Here is a 17,650-nt window from a genome sequence, read left to right as displayed (position 1 = left end):
GATGAAGAAAGCGGACGAGAACACGATGGTCAAACCCGAGACGAACGATCTGGACTGGCTGCTCGACGACCTGGTCAAGCGGTTGGTCGGGGCTGAGCAGGCGGTGGTGTTGTCGGCGGACGGCCTGCTCATCGGCCGCTCGCAGAACCTGTCGCGCGAGGACGGCGAGCACCTGTCGGCGATGGCGTCGGCGTTCCAGAGCCTGGCTCGTGGGGTGGGCAGCCACTTCGACAAGGGCCAGGTCCGCCAGACCGTCGTCGAACTCGATCGAGCGTTCCTCGTCGTGACCGCGGCGGGCGACGGCGCCTGCCTCGCCCTGTTGGCCGCTGACACGGCCGACATGGGCATGGTGGCCTACGAGATGAACGTGATGGTGCAGCAGGTCGGCGCGAACCTCGCGGCAGGTCCACGCCAAGATGTCCTGGAAGACCTACGGCCTGACCCGATCCCGTGATCATGGACGGGAGTGAGTCCTGGTTCGATGAGGACGCCGGACCGTTGGTCCGGCCCTTCGCGATGACCCGTGGCCGCGCTCCGAGCACCCGCTACGAACTTAATATGATCACTTTGGTGGTCGCCGTCCGATCGGATGCCGATGCCGTCACCCTGGACCGGGAGTCGGCGGAGATCGTGCGCATGTGTCAGCAGCGACCGCTGTCGGTCGCCGAGATCTCCGCCAGGTTGAATCTCTTGTTGGCGGTGTCGAAGGTGCTGATCGGCGATCTGATCGAACAGGAATACCTGATCTTCCAGGCTCCGCCACCTCCGGTGGAGACCCCGGATATGGACCTACTGCAGGCGGTACTGAATGGCCTCCGTGATCTCTGACAGACCTCCAGGGTCGACCCTCGGCGTGACATCGGCGAAGTTACTGGTCGCCGGTGGCTTCGGGGTCGGCAAGACGACGTTGGTCGGCTCGGTCAGCGAGATCTCCCCGTTGCGCACCGAGGAGAACCTCACCGAGATGAGCGTCGGCACCGACGACCTCGTCGGTGTGGAGAACAAGACCACCACGACGGTGGCCCTGGATTTCGGACGCATCACGATCAACCCGTCCCTGATCCTGTACCTGTTCGGAACACCCGGCCAGAACCGGTTCTGGTTCATGTGGAAGGAACTGGCCATGGGCGCACTGGGCGCCGTGGTGCTCGCCGACACCCGACGGCTGGACAGCTGCTTCCCGGCGGTGGACTTCTTCGAACGCAACCGGATCCCGTTCGTCGTCGGCGTCAATTGCTTCGACGGCGCCGACGGCTACACCCACGACGAGGTACGCGACGCGCTGGACCTCGATGCGGGTATCCCCATCGAGATGTGCGATGCGCGCAGCCGTGAATCCGGCAAGAAGGTGCTCACCACGCTGATGGAGCACGTCGTCGAGACCGCCAAGCGGACCATCGCGGCCCGCTGACCCGGACAGGGTGAGCTCCTCGGCCTCGGCAGATCCGTCGCGCCGAGGCCGAGGGGCGAACACGCTGCGGACGACGCGATCATCGGATCACCAGGTCACGGGCAGCTCCATCAAACCGCCCGCCAGAACCTCCCGGTTCAACCGGAGTTCCTCCAGCTCGACGGCCAGCCGCAGGTCGGGGAAACGAGCGAGCAACTGCTCGAAGGCGATCTGGAGTTCGACCCGAGCCAGCGCAGAGCCCAGGCAGTAGTAGCTGCCATGTCCAAAGGTCAGATGGCAGTTCTCCCGCCTGCCGACATCGAAGCGCTGAGGCTCGCGGAAGACATTCGGGTCGTGATTGGCCGAACCCGCATCCAGCAACAACAGCTCGCCTGCCCGGATCGTCAGACCGTCGACCTCCAGGTCGGTGCGGGCGTATCGGACGATGCCGTCCCCGCCCTTGTCCAGGGCGCGCAGGATCTCCTCGACCGCGCCCGGAATCAGCTGCGGATCGTGTCGTAGCCTCGCCAGCTGTTCCGGGTTCTCCAGCAGCAGGACTATGCCCAAGCCCAACGCCATGGTGGTCGCGGCGCCCGCGACCAGCAGCGCCAGCGCGAGCCGCGAGGCCTCGTCGTCGTCCACACCCTCGGCGGAGACGAGCTGCGAGATGACGTCGTCCGTCGGGCACCGACGCTTCTCGGCAGCCAGTTGCCTGCCGTAGACGATCAGATTCCCCAGGCCCTGTTCCGATTGGGCCCGGTTTTGCCAGCAGGCGAGATCGTCATTCCATTCGAGCAGCTGAGCTCGATCGTTCTCCGGAACCCCGAGCAGATCGGCGAGCACGGTGGCCGGCAACGGTGCCGCCAGCTCCCGTTGCAGGTCCACGTGTCGGGAACCGGCTGCGACGATGCGATCGAGCGTCTCGGCGGTGATCGCCTCGATGCGCGAACGCATCTCGTGCACCCGGCGCGGAGACAGCAAGGGTTGCAGCAGTTTTCGGAATCGGATGCTATCCGCCTGTTCGCTCTCACCGCCGCCGAGCAGGCTGGCCAGGACCGGTGGTTCGCCCAGCTGCTCGGCTTCGTCGGGGGCCGGATGCGAGCGGCCCAGCCGAGGATCATCGAGTAGTCGCCGCACCTGACGGTGCCCGGTGACCAGCCATGCCTCATCACCTGGAGCCGTTCGAACGCGGTGGATGCACGCTTCGCGCTGCAGTCGACGTACCGCGTCGTCGAGGCGGAACGGATAGCTCTGATCGAGGGTCAGTTGGACTGGGGTCGTCACGACACGCTCCTTCGATGGTGCGGACATACCGGACGTGGGCATGGGGGAACTTCGAACGTCGAGCAGCCGAAAAACGGCGAGAGCTCAGGGGTGGGTGTGCCAACCGATCGACTCACGGTGGCGTAGACGTGCGACGATTCGCCGTCGCACGGTTCGAGGATCAGAGCGCCTGCGCGCTCACCAGGTCACGGGAAGCTCCACGAGGCCGCCCGCCACGATCTCCCGATCCAGCCGTAGTTCCTCGGCAGGCACGGCCAATCTCAGCTTCGGGAAGCGCGTGATGATCTGTTCGAAGGCAACCTGGAGTTCGATCCGGGCCAACGCCGTGCCGACGCAGTAGTAGGTGCCGTGCCCGAACGCAAGATGGCTGTTGGCGGCGCGCTGGATGTCGAACGCATCGGGTTCGGCGAAGATCGTCGAATCGTGATTGGCCGCCCCGGTGTCGAGCAGGACCAGATCACCTGCCCGGATCGTCAGACCGTCGACCTCCACATCGGCGCGGGCATAGCGGATGATGCCGTCGCCGCCCTTGTCCAGAGAGCGCAAAATCTCCTCGACCGCACCGGGGATCAACTGCGGATCCTGCCGCAGCGCCTCGGCCTGATCCGGGTTCTGCAGCAGGATCACCGTGCCGATGCCCAGGGCCATGATGGCGGCCTCGCCCGCGAACAGCAGGGTCATCGACAGCGTGGCGACCTCGGCGTCGTCGACACCCTCGATGGCACAAAGCCGGGAGATGACGTCGTCGGCAGGTGCACGACGTTTGGCGGCCGCCAGTTCCCGGCCGTAGGTGTGGAGGTCGGCCAGCCCCTGTTCGGACCGGACCCGATCCGATTGCAACGCGGCGGCATAGGTCCATTCGAGATACCGCTGGCGGTCGGAGAGCGGGACGCCGAGCAACTCACAGATCACCGAGACGGGCAGGGGAAAGGCCAAGGCCTGTTGCAGATCGGCCTTGCGGACGGGTTCGGTATCGCTGGCCGATAGGTCACCATCGAGGATCCCGTCGATCAATTCGGTGGTGATCTCCTCGATCCTCGGCCGTAGCTCCCGCATCCGCCGAGGCGACATCTGCGGCAGCAACAGGCCACGCATCCGCTTGCTGTCGGCCCGTTCGGTCTCGTAGTTGCCCAGCAGGTTGCCCAACATCGCCGATTCGCCGGACCGAGCCGCGTTCTCCGGATCGGGATGCGATCGACCGAGCCGAGGATCCTCCAGTAATTGGCGCACCTCGCGGTACCCGGTGACCAGCCACCCCTCGGCGCCGAGCGCGGTGCGGATCCGGTGGATACAACGCTCGCCCTGCAATCGACGCACCACCGGATCGATATGCAGTGGACGCGACTGCTCAAGTGAGAGCTGCACAGAACCCGTCACGAAACGCTCCTTCGAGTCGGGGCGATCCCTCGGCCGCCACCGGTAGTCACATATTGAACATATGTTGACACTCTACGTAGTCAGAGTAGCGGAAGTTGGTTCTTAGACCAGGGGCGTCGAGTACTGCTCACACCACGGGCTGCGCCGACGAACGAAACGAGGTTGATGGTGCCTGCTTTCATAGGTGTGACGACGGGTGACCGAGTGAGTGGCAAGAGTTATCAATCCATGGCCTCATCTCCGGTGGTCTCCCACCGTCGCGGGCTGGTCTACATCGCGATCACGGCCACCGCCTGGGGCACCGGCGGGGCGGCTGCGGCCATGCTCTATCCGATCAGTGGGCTGGGCGCGGTATCGGTGTCGTTCTGGCGTTTCCTGGGCGGAGCCGTCCTGTTGGGTTTGGCTTGGCCGTTTCTGCGTCGCGGTGCGGGCCTGTGGAAGCAGTTCACCGCCGCGCCGGTCCGGTTGGTGGTGACCGGTGTCGGTCTGGCGGTCTACCAGACGGCGTACTTCGCCGCAGTCGGTGCGGCGGGCGTGGCGGTGGCCACGGTGGTGACCTTGGGGTCGGGGCCGGTACTGATCGCCATCGGATCAAGGATCTGGATGGGCGAGAGGCTGGGCCGCGCCGGGGCGGTGATCATGGCCACCTCGCTGACCGGGCTGGTGCTGTTGGTGTTCGGTGGTGAGGCAACCAGCGGGGCCGACTCGGTGTTGGGCATCGGGATGGCGCTGCTCTCGGCGTTTGGCTACGCGGGAACGACCCTGCTCAATCGGGCGATGAGCAGTGCCCAGGACGCCAATCCGATCGGTAACGCGGTCATCGGCTTCGTGGTGGGCTCGTTGTGTCTGCTGCCGTTGGCGCTGGCGGCAGGCATTCTGCCCGGCCCGGAAGATCTCGGGCTGACGGTGGTCCTGCTCGTCTACTTGGGTGTGGGCCCGAGCGCCCTGGCTTACGCGTTGTTCTTCCTCGGGTTGACCTCGGTGAAGGCGAACACGGCTGCGGTCATCGCGCTGGTGGAGCCGTTGGCTGCGGCGGTGATCGGGGTAGCGCTGCTGCACGAGCGGCTGAGCCCCACCGCGATTGCGGGTGGGTTGCTGCTGCTCGGCGCGGTGGTCGTGCTGGCGGTCGGGTCAAAACCCGCTGAGGTGTCGTTGCCGCCGCCGACCGAGAAACCGAGCGGCTGAGACTGAGGGGGTGGTGTGGATCCGGTGGATACAACAATCGCTCTGCAACCGACGCACCACCGGATCGATCAGAGTAACGGAAGTCCGTCCCAAGTCCAGGGGCGTCGGGGATGAGCGGGATCGACCACACGTGATCGGCCCTCCCCGACGCCGGCAACGCAGCGGACGGTGAAACAGGCAGGCGGCATCTCGTGGCCCAGAACAGAACCTGACCTGGAGTTCGGCGTGCACTCGGCCGTTCGGACGATCAACGAGCCGACCCACGGCCCCGCAGAGTGGCTACCACCTCAGTTCGGTTCAGGTGGCTCAGCCAAGGCTCGGATACCCGAGCACTCGCCAGCCAGAGGAGAATGTCCCGAACGGGGAGCCGGATCGTAAATCTTGAAATCAAGGTTAGCAATCCACCATTGCGGCATTCATGCAGGTCACCCAGCGCAGTCAAGAGCCAGCAATCCCACCCGTTCAGAGCCTGGTGAGGCGGCGCACCAATGGAGAATGCTCGATGCGCCGCCCGGACCAAGAGATACAGTATTACAACTGTGAATCCCAGTGACCGCCCGCCAGCCTCAAGGCCATGCCTTGCGAAGGCGGGAGAGGGGCCGTCCCCCCGACGGTGTCAGCGTCGGGGGCCGGTCACATAAAAGGCCACACCTCAAAGATCCTCATCACGCCGATCTGAAGACCGGTGGCCCAGATTGCGATGGTTCCTAACACAGGTGTTACTCACCTCCTCTCGCGATACCTCCTTCCCGTCATCCTTTTCGGTCTCCGAGACACTACCGCGCCACACCGATAGGGAATGGTCGGGCCCAACGTAAAGAAACTCGGCAGCGAACCGCCTCGAACAGGCGACCCAAGGGGTAGTCAAAAATTCAAGGAATACTGAGAGTGATTATTCTGGTCACCGAGCGGAGTGCGATAGGTCGCCGAGGCACCTATCGAGGGGAAGTCGTCCCGAGAGCCGCCAGCTTGGAGCGCAGGTCCGCCTGAAGCGGGTGCCCCGCCGCCAGCAGTTCGATGGCAAGCCCGGTCGCCTCGCGTGCCTCCGCTAATCGATCCTGTGCGATGAGCACGTCGGACAGGATTTCCAGCGCGCGGACGGCAGCCTCCGCATCGGGGCGAAGTCGGAGCAGATGCACCGCCGCACCCGCATGCCGTTCGGCCGCCACGAGATCGGACTGCCCGTACAGCGCCTTTGCCAGCGCCAGGTGCGCCGCCGCGATGCGAGGACCGCTCTTGACCTGTGTCAGCAGCGCGAGTGCGTCAGAAGCGCAGCTAACGGAAAGGTCGATTTCCTTCATTTCCAGATAGACGACGCTCAACTCGAGGAGCCCGTCTCCCGTCACCTGAAGGGCGTCGATTTCACGTCCGATACCCACGGCGAGCCACAATGATCCGATCGCGTTGGATCTATCCCCGACCATCCGATAGACAATACCGAGCACGACGCGCAGCTGACCAACCTCCAAAATTTTATTCAGTCGGGTATAGATGTCCAAAGATTTCTCAGCTAACACCACCGCTTGCTGCGGATCCCCGATTCTGGTCTCCAGGAATGCCAGATTAGCTAGGATGCTGGCCATCCCTTCAGCATGATCCATTCGCTCGAAACCCGAATATGCCAGCCGGAACACCCGAAATGCGTCGCTATTTCGCCGCTGGTTCATGTAGGAGAATCCCAGATTGTTCAGCACCTTGAACTCGGCGGCAGGCTCGTTTTCTCGAATCCGCCGGGCCGAGGCCAGGGCCGTCTCCAGTGCGCGGGTAGCCCGGTCTGCCTGTCCCAATCGATAAAAGACATCGCCGAAGGTGTTCGCTATTCGCCACGTCTGCGCGTCCATACCGCAGGTATGCCCTGCTTCGACGGCGGCGAACAGGTTGGGGCCTTCCCGCTCGAACCATCCCATCGCGTCATCGACCCCGGAGAAGGTGAGTAGCTGGAGGGTGGAGACCTCGCCGGGCAACGGATCCAGCTCTCTGGTCGGGTTGATCACCGACTCGGCGTTGCGCGCCACGAGCAGATACCAATCGAGGATCCGCCGCACCACCGCGGTTCGCTCCTGGCCCGTGGGATCGAGATCCAGCAGCCCAACCGCGTACTCCCGCAAGAGGTCGTGAAAACGGTACCTCCCGCGCACCTCCGGCTCGATGAGATGCGCCTCTACCAACAGCTCCAAGTTACGTCGGGTGGCTTCGGCACTCAGATCGGCGACGGCCGCCGCCGCCTCCACCCCGAAGATGGCGCCCGGATGGCCGCCAAGGCTGCGGAACAACCACCGCGTCTCAGGACCGAGCACCTCGTAGGACCCCGAGAAGACCACAGACAACGGCCTGTTTGAGCCGTATTCCAGCAAATGCCTCGGCTCCTCTTCGAGTAACGCCGCCAACGGCGTCGAGCGCTGCTTCGATGCGCGCGCCCTGAGGATGCGCAGCGCAAGCGGGATCCCGCCGCAGAGATCGATCAGAGCGTTGAAGGCCATCGGGTCGCCGACCGCACGCGGCGACCCGATTCCCCTTGTGAGGTACCGGCGGCTGGACTCAACCGTGAGTGGACCCACCTCGATCTCCTCGGCGCCGTAGTGGACGGTGAGATCTTCGAAGCGGTTGCGACTCGTCACAAGGATGTGGCATCCCGACAGAGCATCCAGGAGAGGACGGATGTGGGCCTCGTCGCGGGCGTTGTCCAGGATCGCCAAGACCCGCTTCCCCGCAAGGAGCTCGCGGAGGCGGTCCACACGCTGATCAAGCCTGGCGGGAATGGCGTCGGGATCGACACCGAAACTCACCAGGAAGTCAGCCAATACCTGACCGGAGTCCGCCGGGCGACCCGGACCGTAGCCCTCGAGATCGACGAAGAGCCGTCCGTCCGGAAAGCGGGCCAGCTGAGGCGGGCGGTGGGCCCAGGTCACCGCAAGAGCCGTCTTGCCACACCCTCCTGCGGAATGCAGGACGATCACGCCGGAGATCGGCTCATGCTCCGCTGGCATCGCGTCGTCAAGCTTGGCCAGCAGATCGGCACGCCCGACGAGGTTGCTCGCCTGGGGCAGTTGCTGCGGTCGCGGCATCTCGACTGCGACGGGGATGGGCGCGGGGCGCACACTCGATTGCGGAGATGGACGAAGCAGTTCCTGCCGGGCCTGAATCTCCGGCCCGATGAATCGCCCTCGTTTCGAGAGATCCTCTAGGGTCCGCTCGCACAGGCTCGCGGCATCCTCGTGTCTGCCGAGGCCGATGAGAGCGTCAATCCGGGCCACCGCGAAACGCTGGTCGACGTCGTGGGCAGCTTCGACCCGGTCGAATAGCGCCAGGACATCGCCAGGGTGGCCCAAGGCGAGATGGCTTTCCGCCAACAGCAGGCAGGCAGGAAGAAATCGATCCTTGATCATCTCCTCGCGCAGGGATTCTGCCCGCTGACTCTTCAGATCGAGCAGCGGCTGCGCGTCCCAGAGATCGACGACAGGTGCGAGTAGATCGCGTACCCGCGCGGGATCCCTTCCAACACCGACACTACGCGCCGCAGCCAACACGTCACCGAAGCGGTGATAGTCGATCAACTTTTTCTCGACATCCAACCGATAACCCGCTCCCACCGAACTGAGACTCGCAGGCAGGTTCTTGATCGATCGCCGCACCAACTTAATATGATCTTGAAGCGAAGATCGATCGACTTGACTGGAATCCACAGCGGTGGAAGAGGACCACACCAAGTGCAGCAACCGATCCCGGCTCACCGTTGTATTTGCATGCAACAACAGCAGAGCGAGAAGACATCGGACTCTGTTTCTCTTCAACTCGACCGGTGTGCCACCGACGAGAATCCTGGTCTCTCCAAGAATTTTGAACTCGACCGTCACCCAGTCCCACCCTCCGCTGGCACCGGCTTCACCCATAGTGTCGCCGAGAGCTGGATCACATTCGAGTGGTTTCCGTAGAGCGATTCGACGCGAGACCCGGAATTACCCCAAGTGGTGGAGCGCACCGCCGCCGAAGCATTCCGATTCAACAGCGCAGAAGCCGAATCCCACCGGGAGGCTGGACCGGCGCCAGCCTATGAGCAGCAGATCGTGCCACCGCGAAACCCAGTCAAGCACGGAGGCGAAGAGTTTCAAGATCTTCGCCGCAGCGAGAACCAGCCGCGTCCGCACTCTGTCCCCCCTGGTGTCCCCGGTGCTGTCTCGCTCGTTGTCCCTGTTCTGTCCACATCGGCCGTCAGCCTGGGACGGGCCCGGTCGTTCGACCGTCGTCCAGAAGAACCCCGGGCGTCACCACGGCCGGAGGGGAAGAGAGGGGATCGCCATGTCGGGGGAAGCGTGGATTCGCGGACCGGTAGGTCCGGATGCGGCGGGCCGAATCACTCGGCGCGGCTGCAAGGACGTCCTTATGCTCGTGCCGCACCTTGTCGCGGGCGTCCGGCTCTTAGACGTGCTGCCGTTGCTGGAGACCGACCACCGAATCCAGGTGGTCACAACGGTGTCGGGTTCCGAGGAGAATTGGCCTGGCGCCGCCGAATTCGCCCGGGAGCACGGCGGCATCGTGATGCCGTGGCATCAGGCCCAGCGCACTCGATTCGATCTGGTGCTGGCAGCAGCCCGCACCGACGTCGATCGTGTGCACGGGCCGGTCCTGACTCTGCCGCACGGCGCAAGCCTCCTCAAGTCTCGACTGCGCCCTGCCGACCCTGCCTCGGGCTTCCGACCAGAACACGGTCTCGGCAGACAACATCTCGTGCGAGACGGGCGGCTTGTGTCGGCAGCCTTGGCATTGACACACGATGACGAATTGGCTGTGCTCCGACAATCCTGTCCCGAGGCGGTATCGACGGCCGTCGTCGCAGGCGATGTCTGTTTCGACCGGCTGTTGGCCTCGCTGCCTTATCGAGATCTGTATCGACGTGCCCTGGGTGTCGACGATGGCAGGCGGTTGGTGGTCGTCACATCCACCTGGACTCCGCAGTCGGGTTTCGGTGAGCACCACGACCTTTTCAGCCGAATCGTGGAAGGCCTCCCGCGCGAGGACTTCCAGGTGGTCGGCATCCTGCACCCCAATGCCTGGACGGTGCACGGTAGGCGCCAGATCACCGCCTGGCTCAGCGAGGCCATGCAGGCAGGACTTCGTATGGTGCCGCCCGAAGAGGGTTGGCGGGCTGCGCTCGTCGCGGCAGACTGCGTCATCGGCGATCACGGCTCGGTGACGCAGTACGCAGCAGGCCTCGGTCGGCCCGTCTTGCTGGCGGCACACCCTCGATTCCAACTCAGGGCGGAAAGCCTCGCGGCGAAGGTCGCCGAGCACGCTGAGCTGCTGAACCTGCGATGCCCGATCCGCGCGCAGGTCGACGCCGCCATGGCGAGCTGGCCTTCGCATATCGGCGAGGTGCTGGCGGGTGCACTGACATCGCGACAGGGCCAGGCGAGTGGCATCCTGCGGCAACTCATGTATCGGATCCTCGGGTTACCAGAGCCCTCCCGGCGACTGCCCGTATCACCAGTTCCGCTGCCTGCCACCCTGTCGTTCGATGGGAGAACCCTATGAGAGGCAATGTCGCCGGTCCCACCGCAGAAGTGCTTCGCCTTCTGCTTCCGATGTCGATCCGCCAGCTCCCGAAGAACCCCGGTTCGCTCCCGGGGACCTGGACGTTCGCCATCGAGGATCCCGAGATTCCTCAGCTCGGCGAGCAGCTGCCTCCCGCCACCTTCTTACTGGGCGATGTCGGACGGTTATCGAACTCCGACGTGGAATCTGTTGACGTTCTGATCGACACCAGACCGCAGGAAGCACCCGCTCAGCGAGTAGACGAAATGTTGGCTGTCCATGTCGGGGCAGGCATGGCGGTCGTTGCTGGAATCGACCGGCATTTGAGCATCGGTGCAGCGGTCGGCGAGCCGATCCACGTCGACATCCCGTTCGAAGGGGACGGGATCGACGAATGCCCGGTCCGGTGGTGGGCGGCGGCCGCGTTCACCTGGGTGGTGCAAGGGCATCCGTTGGCGCGGTTGGCCTCTGCCATACCGATGGCCACAGGATCACAGGATGTCGGTAGGACTGCTACCCGGTGTGTCCGGGCCGGGAGACTCGCCCACTGCGTCGATATCGGCGACCCGAAGTCGTTCCAGAGCGGCCTGCACGATCTCCGACTTCGGTGACATCCGAGCCCCGCCATACAGATCAAGGGCGCGCCGGTAGTGGTGCTCGGCCTTGGCTTGGTCACCTCGGTACTCGGCGACCTCGCCAAGGCCCCGGTGTGCCTCGGCTTGATAGAACGGTGAACCGCCCGACTCCATCACCGTCAATGCCTCGGCCAACGCTGACTCGGCCTCGGTTGGGCGACCTGCACGCAAGCGGGCACCGCCGAGAAACATCGCTATCCGAGCCGCGCCTACCTGATCAGGGATCGCTGTCAGCAACCGACGGGCACATTCGAACTCCTCGATCGCCTCGTCGACGCGGTCCAGGTCGAGCAGGACTCGCGCGATCGAACGGTGACGAAATGCTGCGCCTCGGGTAGCACCGGGGCCTTCCTCCAAGTCCAGAGAACGACGTAGATAATCCAGCGCGTCGGTGAAATGGCAACGCTTCCGAGCAGCTTCGCCGAGATGGGCGAGGGCGCTGGCTTCGAGCTGCCGATCGCCCACCCGATGGGCGAGCGTCAACGCCTCGGTACCGGACTGGAGGGCTGCGTCCGTCGAGCCGATCTCAAGAAGGACGAACACTTCCTGCCCCATCAAGGTGGCCTCGCCCAAGACATGGCCACATCTGCGTGCAGCGTCGATCCCCAGCCTGATCGCCGCCAGTGATTCCTCGGCACGACGCGAGTGCAGGAACAGCCCCCACAAAGACTCGCTCAATTGCCAGGCCAACTCGAACCACTCATGTTGGACGGCTTGTTCCAATACGACGGACAGATTCTCTCGTTCGAGCCTGAGCCAACCCAGCGCTGCGGCAGCGGAGTCGAATGCGGGCGGCGCCGATCGCGCAGTGGCGTAGACCGGACCCACCCTCGGCCGAAGCGGCACAACCACTAGGTCAGCGCCTACTGCCCGCCGTAGGTAGTACTCCGCCATAGCGCGTACCCATTGCACACCCCTGGCATGGTCGCATTGTGCTGCCGCGTGCAGCCGAAGGAGGTCATGCTGTCGAAATCGACCTTCGGCCGGCTCCTCGAGCATCGATGCTTCGGCGAGGCCAGCGAGCAACTCCTCGACCACGTCCACCGGTAGACCTGCCACAGCGGCTATCACGGCGGCGCCATACTCCCGCCCCGGATGCCAGCCCACCAATCGGTATACCTCGGCTACCTCGGGTTCGAGGTTCCGATACGACAGATCGAAGACCGCGTCGACCGACATCGCATCCACTGCTAGGCGGGACAGCCGCTTATCACTCGAAGACAGCTCCGCTACCAATCTTCTAATCGGTTGTCGAGGACGTGCCGCCAATCGGGCGCCCGCCACCGACAATGCAACGGGAAGACCGGCACACTGTCGCGCCAACGCAGTGGTGACAGCCGGCTCGGCGTCGGTTCGCTGCGCGCCGACGATGTTGGTGAGCAACTCCACCGAACTCGACTCGTCCAAGGGTCTCAGCTCGACGAATCTGCAGCCTTCCAGGCTCAACCCGACGAGCCTCATCCTGCTGGTCACAACGACCACGCTGCGGGAAGACGACGGAAGCAGCGGGCGGACCTGGGCGGCTGTGGCCGCGTCGTCCAACAACACTGCAACGGCCTTATCGGCCGTCAACGTCCGGAACAGCGCGGCTCGATCCGCTAGGTCTGCGGGGATCTGCTCCTCGCCCACGCCCATCGAACGTAGGAAGCCCGCGAGGACTTTGGTCGGGGATGCCGGGCTGCCGCCGCTGAATCCACCGAGCTCTGCATAGAACTGCCCATCTCCAGTATGCGGCCAGATCTGGTGCAGCCAGCGTCTCGCCAACGTCGACTTTCCCACCCCACCGAGCCCTGACATCGCGAGGACCAGCCTGCGCGTCTGGTGATCTGTTCGTAGAGCATTCAATAGGTCGATTTCGGCCACTCGCCCAGTGAAATGGCCGGACGAATGCGGAACCTGCCGGGGAGGCGGGTACGGTGCGGCGCCAACGCTCGAATGAAAGTGGATGTCGCCGCGGATCAGCCCCGCCTGTACCGCTTGCCCCGTGAGCGCACCAGCGACCATGTTGCCGCACCCCGAAGCGGCCCCGTTGTGATCCTCCTCCATGTCCCACCACCCCCGCCACGGCGCAACGCCGTGACGCCCACCTTGCCGCAGCTTCTCCGTTTCCGGGGGCTTGTTGCCTCGATCCCACTCGTTCCGATGCAGTTCGACATCTGTTTCGACGTAAGAAGCCGGTGCATGCCCACGATGCCATGTCGCTCGCGCCGCCAAGCGAGCGATTCGGTCGGTTCGGCGGGCTGCCGAAGCGGCACCGGTTTTTCCGCCACTGCGCTCCCCCCGCCCCCCAGTACCGAACCCGGCGGTCGCGTCGCGTGCGGCGGATTGGCCAGCAGCCAGTTCGCGACCGCTTGGGAACTACGCGCCTCCGAGGCGGTAGCGATGCGACCAGGGCGAGCCTGTGGGGTCGAGTGCACTGACCACCAAAGCTCACAACCGCGGGCACCGGTCGTCGAGCACCAGGCCAGCGCCCCAGACTCAGCGAACCGGAACGGGGCGGCGGCCCGATGACTCAGTGTCTCTTCACCGCAGCAAGGAAGGCACCGAACACGGCACGATCGACCACTAAGGTCCCACCGTCACGGTTCTTGGTATCGCGGATGCCGACCCAGCCCGGGGCCGAACCGATCTCGATGCATTCGCCGCCCTGGCCGTTGCTCCGACTCGTCTTTCGCCACGTCGGATAGTTCGGAGTTGCCATCTCCTCGCTCCTTCGTCCGATTCAAACCTCCGCCGCAGGCTGAATTATCGGCCATTGGGTTCATCGGGTGCTCCGTTTTCTGGTGGACAGGGGCGTCGGTGACGGGACGATTCGGGGGCGCGGGGAAGACACTTCCTGACCTGGTGTTCTACCGACGGGTAACCGGTTTTACATCCACTTCGATCGAAGCCTGGAGACCTGAGGATGCGCAGCGCGGGCCGTCCGACCGGGGCTTGCGATTCGGACGGCCCGCGTTCTTCACGTCGTCGCGCGGACCGGCCGGAGGCTGAGCAGACCGCAGCCATAGGACTTGGCGCGGCCGATCCCCTCGAACACCGCTGCCCGCATCGAATCGGCGTCGGTCACGACGAGATGACCGTCGAAGCGGACCGGCTCGACCGTGATCGTGTTCTTGTCCGATCGGCCGGTCAGCTTCGGACGAGGTGCGGGTGCGATATCGGCCTCCCCATTCCTGCCTAGCGGCAGCACGAAACCGTGCTGCTCGCCCTTGCGCGCCAACCAGTCCAGCTGTTCAGCGGGCATCCTGACCGGCACCGGCTTGCCCCGGCCCCGATTGCCCGGCACCGATCCTTCCGGGAAGACCGCACGGGTCGGATTGGCCACCAATCGAAATCCGAGTTTGCGGCCGGGCTCGATCGTCGGGAGGTACGGCTCCAAGGGTCCGACCTCCGGTTCTTTGATGACGTAGCCATCCGGCAGGCCCGCCCATTTCGGTTCCACTCGGCTCTGCACGAAGATCACGAAACCGCGTTCCCGCTCGTCGAGCCGCCACAGCACCCCGCAGTGCGCGCGGGCAGGGGTGTCCGCCGTGATGTCCGGGTAGGCCGACATCACGGTGCGATGCATCTCGTGGACGTTGGCCAAGTCCCGGCGGAAGCTCCGCGAGGTCACGTCAACAGTCAATCTGCTCAGGAACACGAGCGCCTCCCGCCATGAGCAGTTCCTCGGTGAACTCGATGTCGATGGTCTTGAAGCTACGGCTGGCGAAGCGCCGGTTTCCCCGCCGGAACGACAGCGGGTGGTCGGGGCGGATCTCCGCCCGCTGGTCGGTGGTCGCGCAGTCCTGCACCGCTCTCAACGGCGGCGGTGGGATGGGTTCACGGCTGCCCCGGAAGCGTCGGGCGACGGCCTCACGACTCGGTCCGGTCTCCAGCCAGGGATGGGCGTGCAGCACCTCGCAGACCGGCCGATCCGACAGCCCCCAACCCGACAACGCGTCCGAACTCGCATCCCGCAACAGCGGCCGAGCAGGTACGAACGCCTTGCGTCCGAAGTAGAGCGGCCACTCTGGCACCCGCAGCGCGATCTCCACCCGCCGCAACAATGCTTCCTGCCGCAATGTCGACGCGCCCAGGACGACGAGGAACAGCGCATCCGACAGGTAGTACCGATGGCTAACCACCGTCCGATGCCCACCACCTGCCGTATTCGGGACGTTCTGCGCGGTCTGGTAGTCGACCTCCACCAGGCCTTCCCGATCCACACGAACCCCAAGCTTCAGCTCGGCGAGCGCGGCGACCTTCTCGTCGTCGTCGCGGCTCACCCCCAACGCGCTGGCCAGCAGGCCGACCACCCCGGACTTCGTCGGTTCCCTGGCGGTGTCCCGTTTAATGTGTGCGGACCGGGTGCCCCACGACTGCATGGGGGCGTCGAAACACAGCGCCAATGAGAGGGTCACGGCGCCGGAACCGCCGTCGGGTCCTGCTCTCGGCTCGCGACGCCCGCCGTCGTCAGCACCCGGTTCGCGAACTCGGCCATGCTCGGGACGGCCTCGGCGGGATCGATGTGCGGGAGGTCGCCGGATACCGTCGCGGCGGTGACCGACTGGATGCCCGCATCGCCGTAGAAGCTGCGCAGCGAGTCGAAGTGCCGCAGCAGCAGTTCGGTGGAATCGGTCATCACGTCGAGGCTGTCCACTGGCTTGAGGAACGCGTTGGCCAGATTCCAACTTCCGGCGTCTCGGACCACGCCGAGCATGGTGTGCGGCATGGTCAATGCGGCCATCGAGTTCTGCTTGCCGCTGGGCCGGGCCTGCACGAAGGCATGCAGCCAGGCGCTCGCGGTACGGGCCAGCAGGTCGGCGTCGCCGTCCAGATTCTTGAGCAGCTGGCCGAGGTCCACGTTGGCGTAGCGGTAATAGCAGGCCGAGTTGAAGTCGACGGTGCCGATCATGTCCGCGCCTGCGGAGTCCTCGGGCTTCTCGTCGTCGACGGCGGTGTAGTAGTCGAACTCGGTGGCCACGGCGTGGGTCGAGATGGCATGGGCGACCTGGGATGCCGCGTCGACGTTGAACCCCTTGTTGTCGGCGATCATCCGGCCGAACAGGGCGATGTCGGCAACCTTGCGGGCGTCGAGGATGTGGGATGCTGCGGCGACCTGCTCCTTGGACGGTTTGGTCTTCGCGGCCTTGACAGCCGGTTTCGCGCCGTCCTTGGCTGTGGTCTTCTTCTGCGTTGCTTTCGCGGCGGCGTCTTTTCGCTCCGTGACCTTCACCTCCAGTTCCGATTGCCTGTCGATGCAGTACTGCGCCAAGAAACTCGACGCCTCGCGCCCGACGAAAAGCAGATACTCGGTGAGCTGGGTGCTGCGGTCGATGCCGAAGCCCAACGTCGCCAAACCCTCCTCCACGATCAGCCTGGCATCCTCTTCCGTATAACCCTTCTCCACGAACGTCACCGCCGCCTGGTGCAACAGCCTCTTGGTTCGAACCCCGGTCTCGTCCTCCCGCAGCCCGTTCTTTCCGAAAAGCTGCCGCGCGGAACGCTTCAAGCACTGGCTGGAGATCCGCCCCCTCGGGACACCCCCGAAGGTGGCCGTCTTGGGTTGGCCCATGTCGTCCCGATTGAGATTGCTCACCGGGAAGGACTGAAGCAGGTGCAGTTCGATGATCATCAGTTCTCCGTGTCGCTAGAGTCAGTGGTGGGCTCGCCAGCGGGGGACTCGTCCGACTCTCCGTCGGCCGTGTTGCTCGGGCGTCGGTGATAGTCACGGGCCCAGGCGAGGCGAACTCGGCGTCGCTCCGCCTCATCGGTGCGCTCACCCAGCAGGACGATCACGTCGTCCAAGAGCAGTCCATAGTCGAGCGAAACCTTCTTGGTACTCAACAATCGCACCGTCTGGCGAAGATAGTGCGGAAGGTTGCGCCGGTTCATTCCCAACAGTTGCTCGAAGCGTCGATCTGCCGTGCCATATTTCTCGGCATTGAGGCTGCGCATGGCAGCACCCAGCGTGCGCCGAGCCTTATAGGCACTGGACATTCGCGGCTGCGGATGGATACCGAACAGTCCGCCGACAAGAAGGAATGCCTCCTCGTCCTTTTCGGCGGGTTTCGCATCGAAGACCAACTGGTACGCAGCAGATGCCTGCTCGGGGCCGGTCAAGCTTCGCCGCAACGCCGCGAGCACCCGCCGTGCATCCGACACCAGATGGTCGTTTCCGCTGTTCAGCTTGAAATACAACAAATAGAGAGAATTGGTGAATTCTTTCCGACTGCTGGATGGCCGGATACCGATCGAATCCGTACTCACT

14 protein-coding genes are annotated in these 17,650 nt (G+C 64.6%); 5 read left to right on the top strand and 9 right to left on the bottom strand.

Annotated elements, in window-relative coordinates:
- The first annotated feature begins 1 nt into the window (after position 1).
- From BKA25_RS07225 to BKA25_RS07215, 3 genes are read left to right on the top strand one after another with little or no spacing between them, the layout of a single operon-like run.
- A complete protein-coding gene (locus tag BKA25_RS07225; protein ID WP_236750341.1) occupies positions 2 to 454 on the top strand; it encodes a roadblock/LC7 domain-containing protein in 453 nt (150 codons plus the stop codon).
- Between the two features lie 2 nt (positions 455 to 456).
- The gene (locus BKA25_RS07220; RefSeq protein WP_069853934.1) at positions 457 to 828 is read left to right on the top strand and encodes a DUF742 domain-containing protein; all 372 of its coding nucleotides are present in this window, start codon (positions 457 to 459) and stop codon (positions 826 to 828) included.
- The gene (locus tag BKA25_RS07215) at positions 809 to 1,411 is read left to right on the top strand and encodes a GTP-binding protein (protein ID WP_069851088.1); all 603 of its coding nucleotides are present in this window, start codon (positions 809 to 811) and stop codon (positions 1,409 to 1,411) included. The genes BKA25_RS07220 and BKA25_RS07215 overlap by 20 nt, the downstream gene beginning before the upstream one ends.
- An 87-nt stretch (positions 1,412 to 1,498) precedes the next feature.
- Here BKA25_RS07215 and BKA25_RS07210 read toward each other — a convergent pair whose 3' ends face one another.
- Positions 1,499 to 2,674 (bottom strand): cytochrome P450, encoded by a 1,176-nt coding sequence (locus tag BKA25_RS07210; RefSeq protein WP_069853935.1) that lies wholly within the window; start codon positions 2,672 to 2,674, stop codon positions 1,499 to 1,501.
- Positions 2,675 to 2,851: 177 nt separating this feature from the next.
- Positions 2,852 to 4,051: a cytochrome P450 gene (locus BKA25_RS07205; protein WP_069851090.1), complete on the bottom strand. Its 1,200-nt coding sequence runs from the start codon at positions 4,049 to 4,051 to the stop codon at positions 2,852 to 2,854.
- 228 nt (positions 4,052 to 4,279) lie between these two features.
- Here BKA25_RS07205 and BKA25_RS07200 point away from each other — a divergent pair, with 228 nt between their 5' ends.
- Positions 4,280 to 5,236, top strand: a complete 957-nt coding sequence (locus BKA25_RS07200) for a DMT family transporter (RefSeq protein WP_069851092.1) — start codon at positions 4,280 to 4,282, stop codon at positions 5,234 to 5,236.
- A 935-nt stretch (positions 5,237 to 6,171) separates the two neighbouring features.
- Here BKA25_RS07200 and BKA25_RS07195 read toward each other — a convergent pair.
- A complete protein-coding gene (locus BKA25_RS07195; RefSeq protein WP_172803841.1) occupies positions 6,172 to 9,090 on the bottom strand; it encodes an AfsR/SARP family transcriptional regulator in 2,919 nt (972 codons plus the stop codon).
- A 526-nt stretch (positions 9,091 to 9,616) separates the two neighbouring features.
- Here BKA25_RS07195 and BKA25_RS07190 point away from each other — a divergent pair.
- Positions 9,617 to 10,765, top strand: coding sequence for a hypothetical protein (locus BKA25_RS07190; protein WP_236750342.1), 1,149 nt, complete (start codon positions 9,617 to 9,619; stop codon positions 10,763 to 10,765).
- Between the two features lie 491 nt (positions 10,766 to 11,256).
- Here the strand turns inward: BKA25_RS07190 and BKA25_RS07185 are convergent, their stop codons facing one another.
- The 6 genes from BKA25_RS07185 to casB form a co-directional block, all read right to left on the bottom strand.
- Positions 11,257 to 13,404 carry a tetratricopeptide repeat protein gene (locus BKA25_RS07185; RefSeq protein WP_257786123.1) on the bottom strand — a complete coding sequence of 716 codons (2,148 nt, stop codon included), beginning with the start codon at positions 13,402 to 13,404 and terminating at the stop codon, positions 11,257 to 11,259.
- 508 nt (positions 13,405 to 13,912) lie between these two features.
- Positions 13,913 to 14,101 carry a DUF397 domain-containing protein gene (locus BKA25_RS07180; protein WP_069851104.1) on the bottom strand — a complete coding sequence of 63 codons (189 nt, stop codon included), beginning with the start codon at positions 14,099 to 14,101 and terminating at the stop codon, positions 13,913 to 13,915.
- A gap of 258 nt (positions 14,102 to 14,359) precedes the next feature.
- A complete protein-coding gene (cas6e, locus tag BKA25_RS07175; RefSeq protein ID WP_236750344.1) occupies positions 14,360 to 15,013 on the bottom strand; it encodes a type I-E CRISPR-associated protein Cas6/Cse3/CasE in 654 nt (217 codons plus the stop codon).
- Position 15,014: 1 nt separating this feature from the next.
- A complete protein-coding gene (cas5e, locus tag BKA25_RS07170) occupies positions 15,015 to 15,800 on the bottom strand; it encodes a type I-E CRISPR-associated protein Cas5/CasD (RefSeq protein ID WP_069851108.1) in 786 nt (261 codons plus the stop codon).
- Positions 15,797 to 17,014 (bottom strand): type I-E CRISPR-associated protein Cas7/Cse4/CasC, encoded by a 1,218-nt coding sequence (gene cas7e / locus BKA25_RS07165; RefSeq protein ID WP_069851109.1) that lies wholly within the window; start codon positions 17,012 to 17,014, stop codon positions 15,797 to 15,799. Before cas7e ends, cas5e begins: the two co-directional genes overlap by 4 nt.
- Positions 17,014 to 17,649, bottom strand: a complete 636-nt coding sequence (casB, locus tag BKA25_RS07160) for a type I-E CRISPR-associated protein Cse2/CasB (RefSeq protein ID WP_084643280.1) — start codon at positions 17,647 to 17,649, stop codon at positions 17,014 to 17,016. The genes cas7e and casB overlap by 1 nt, the downstream gene beginning before the upstream one ends.
- Position 17,650: the final 1 nt, after the last annotated feature.

The organism is Actinoalloteichus hymeniacidonis, assembly GCF_014203365.1.
GTDB classification, from domain to species: Bacteria; Actinomycetota; Actinomycetes; order Mycobacteriales; family Pseudonocardiaceae; genus Actinoalloteichus_A; species Actinoalloteichus_A hymeniacidonis.
The sequence above is the reverse complement of the archived record's forward strand: the minus strand, read 5'-3'. Positions and strand labels throughout refer to the sequence as shown.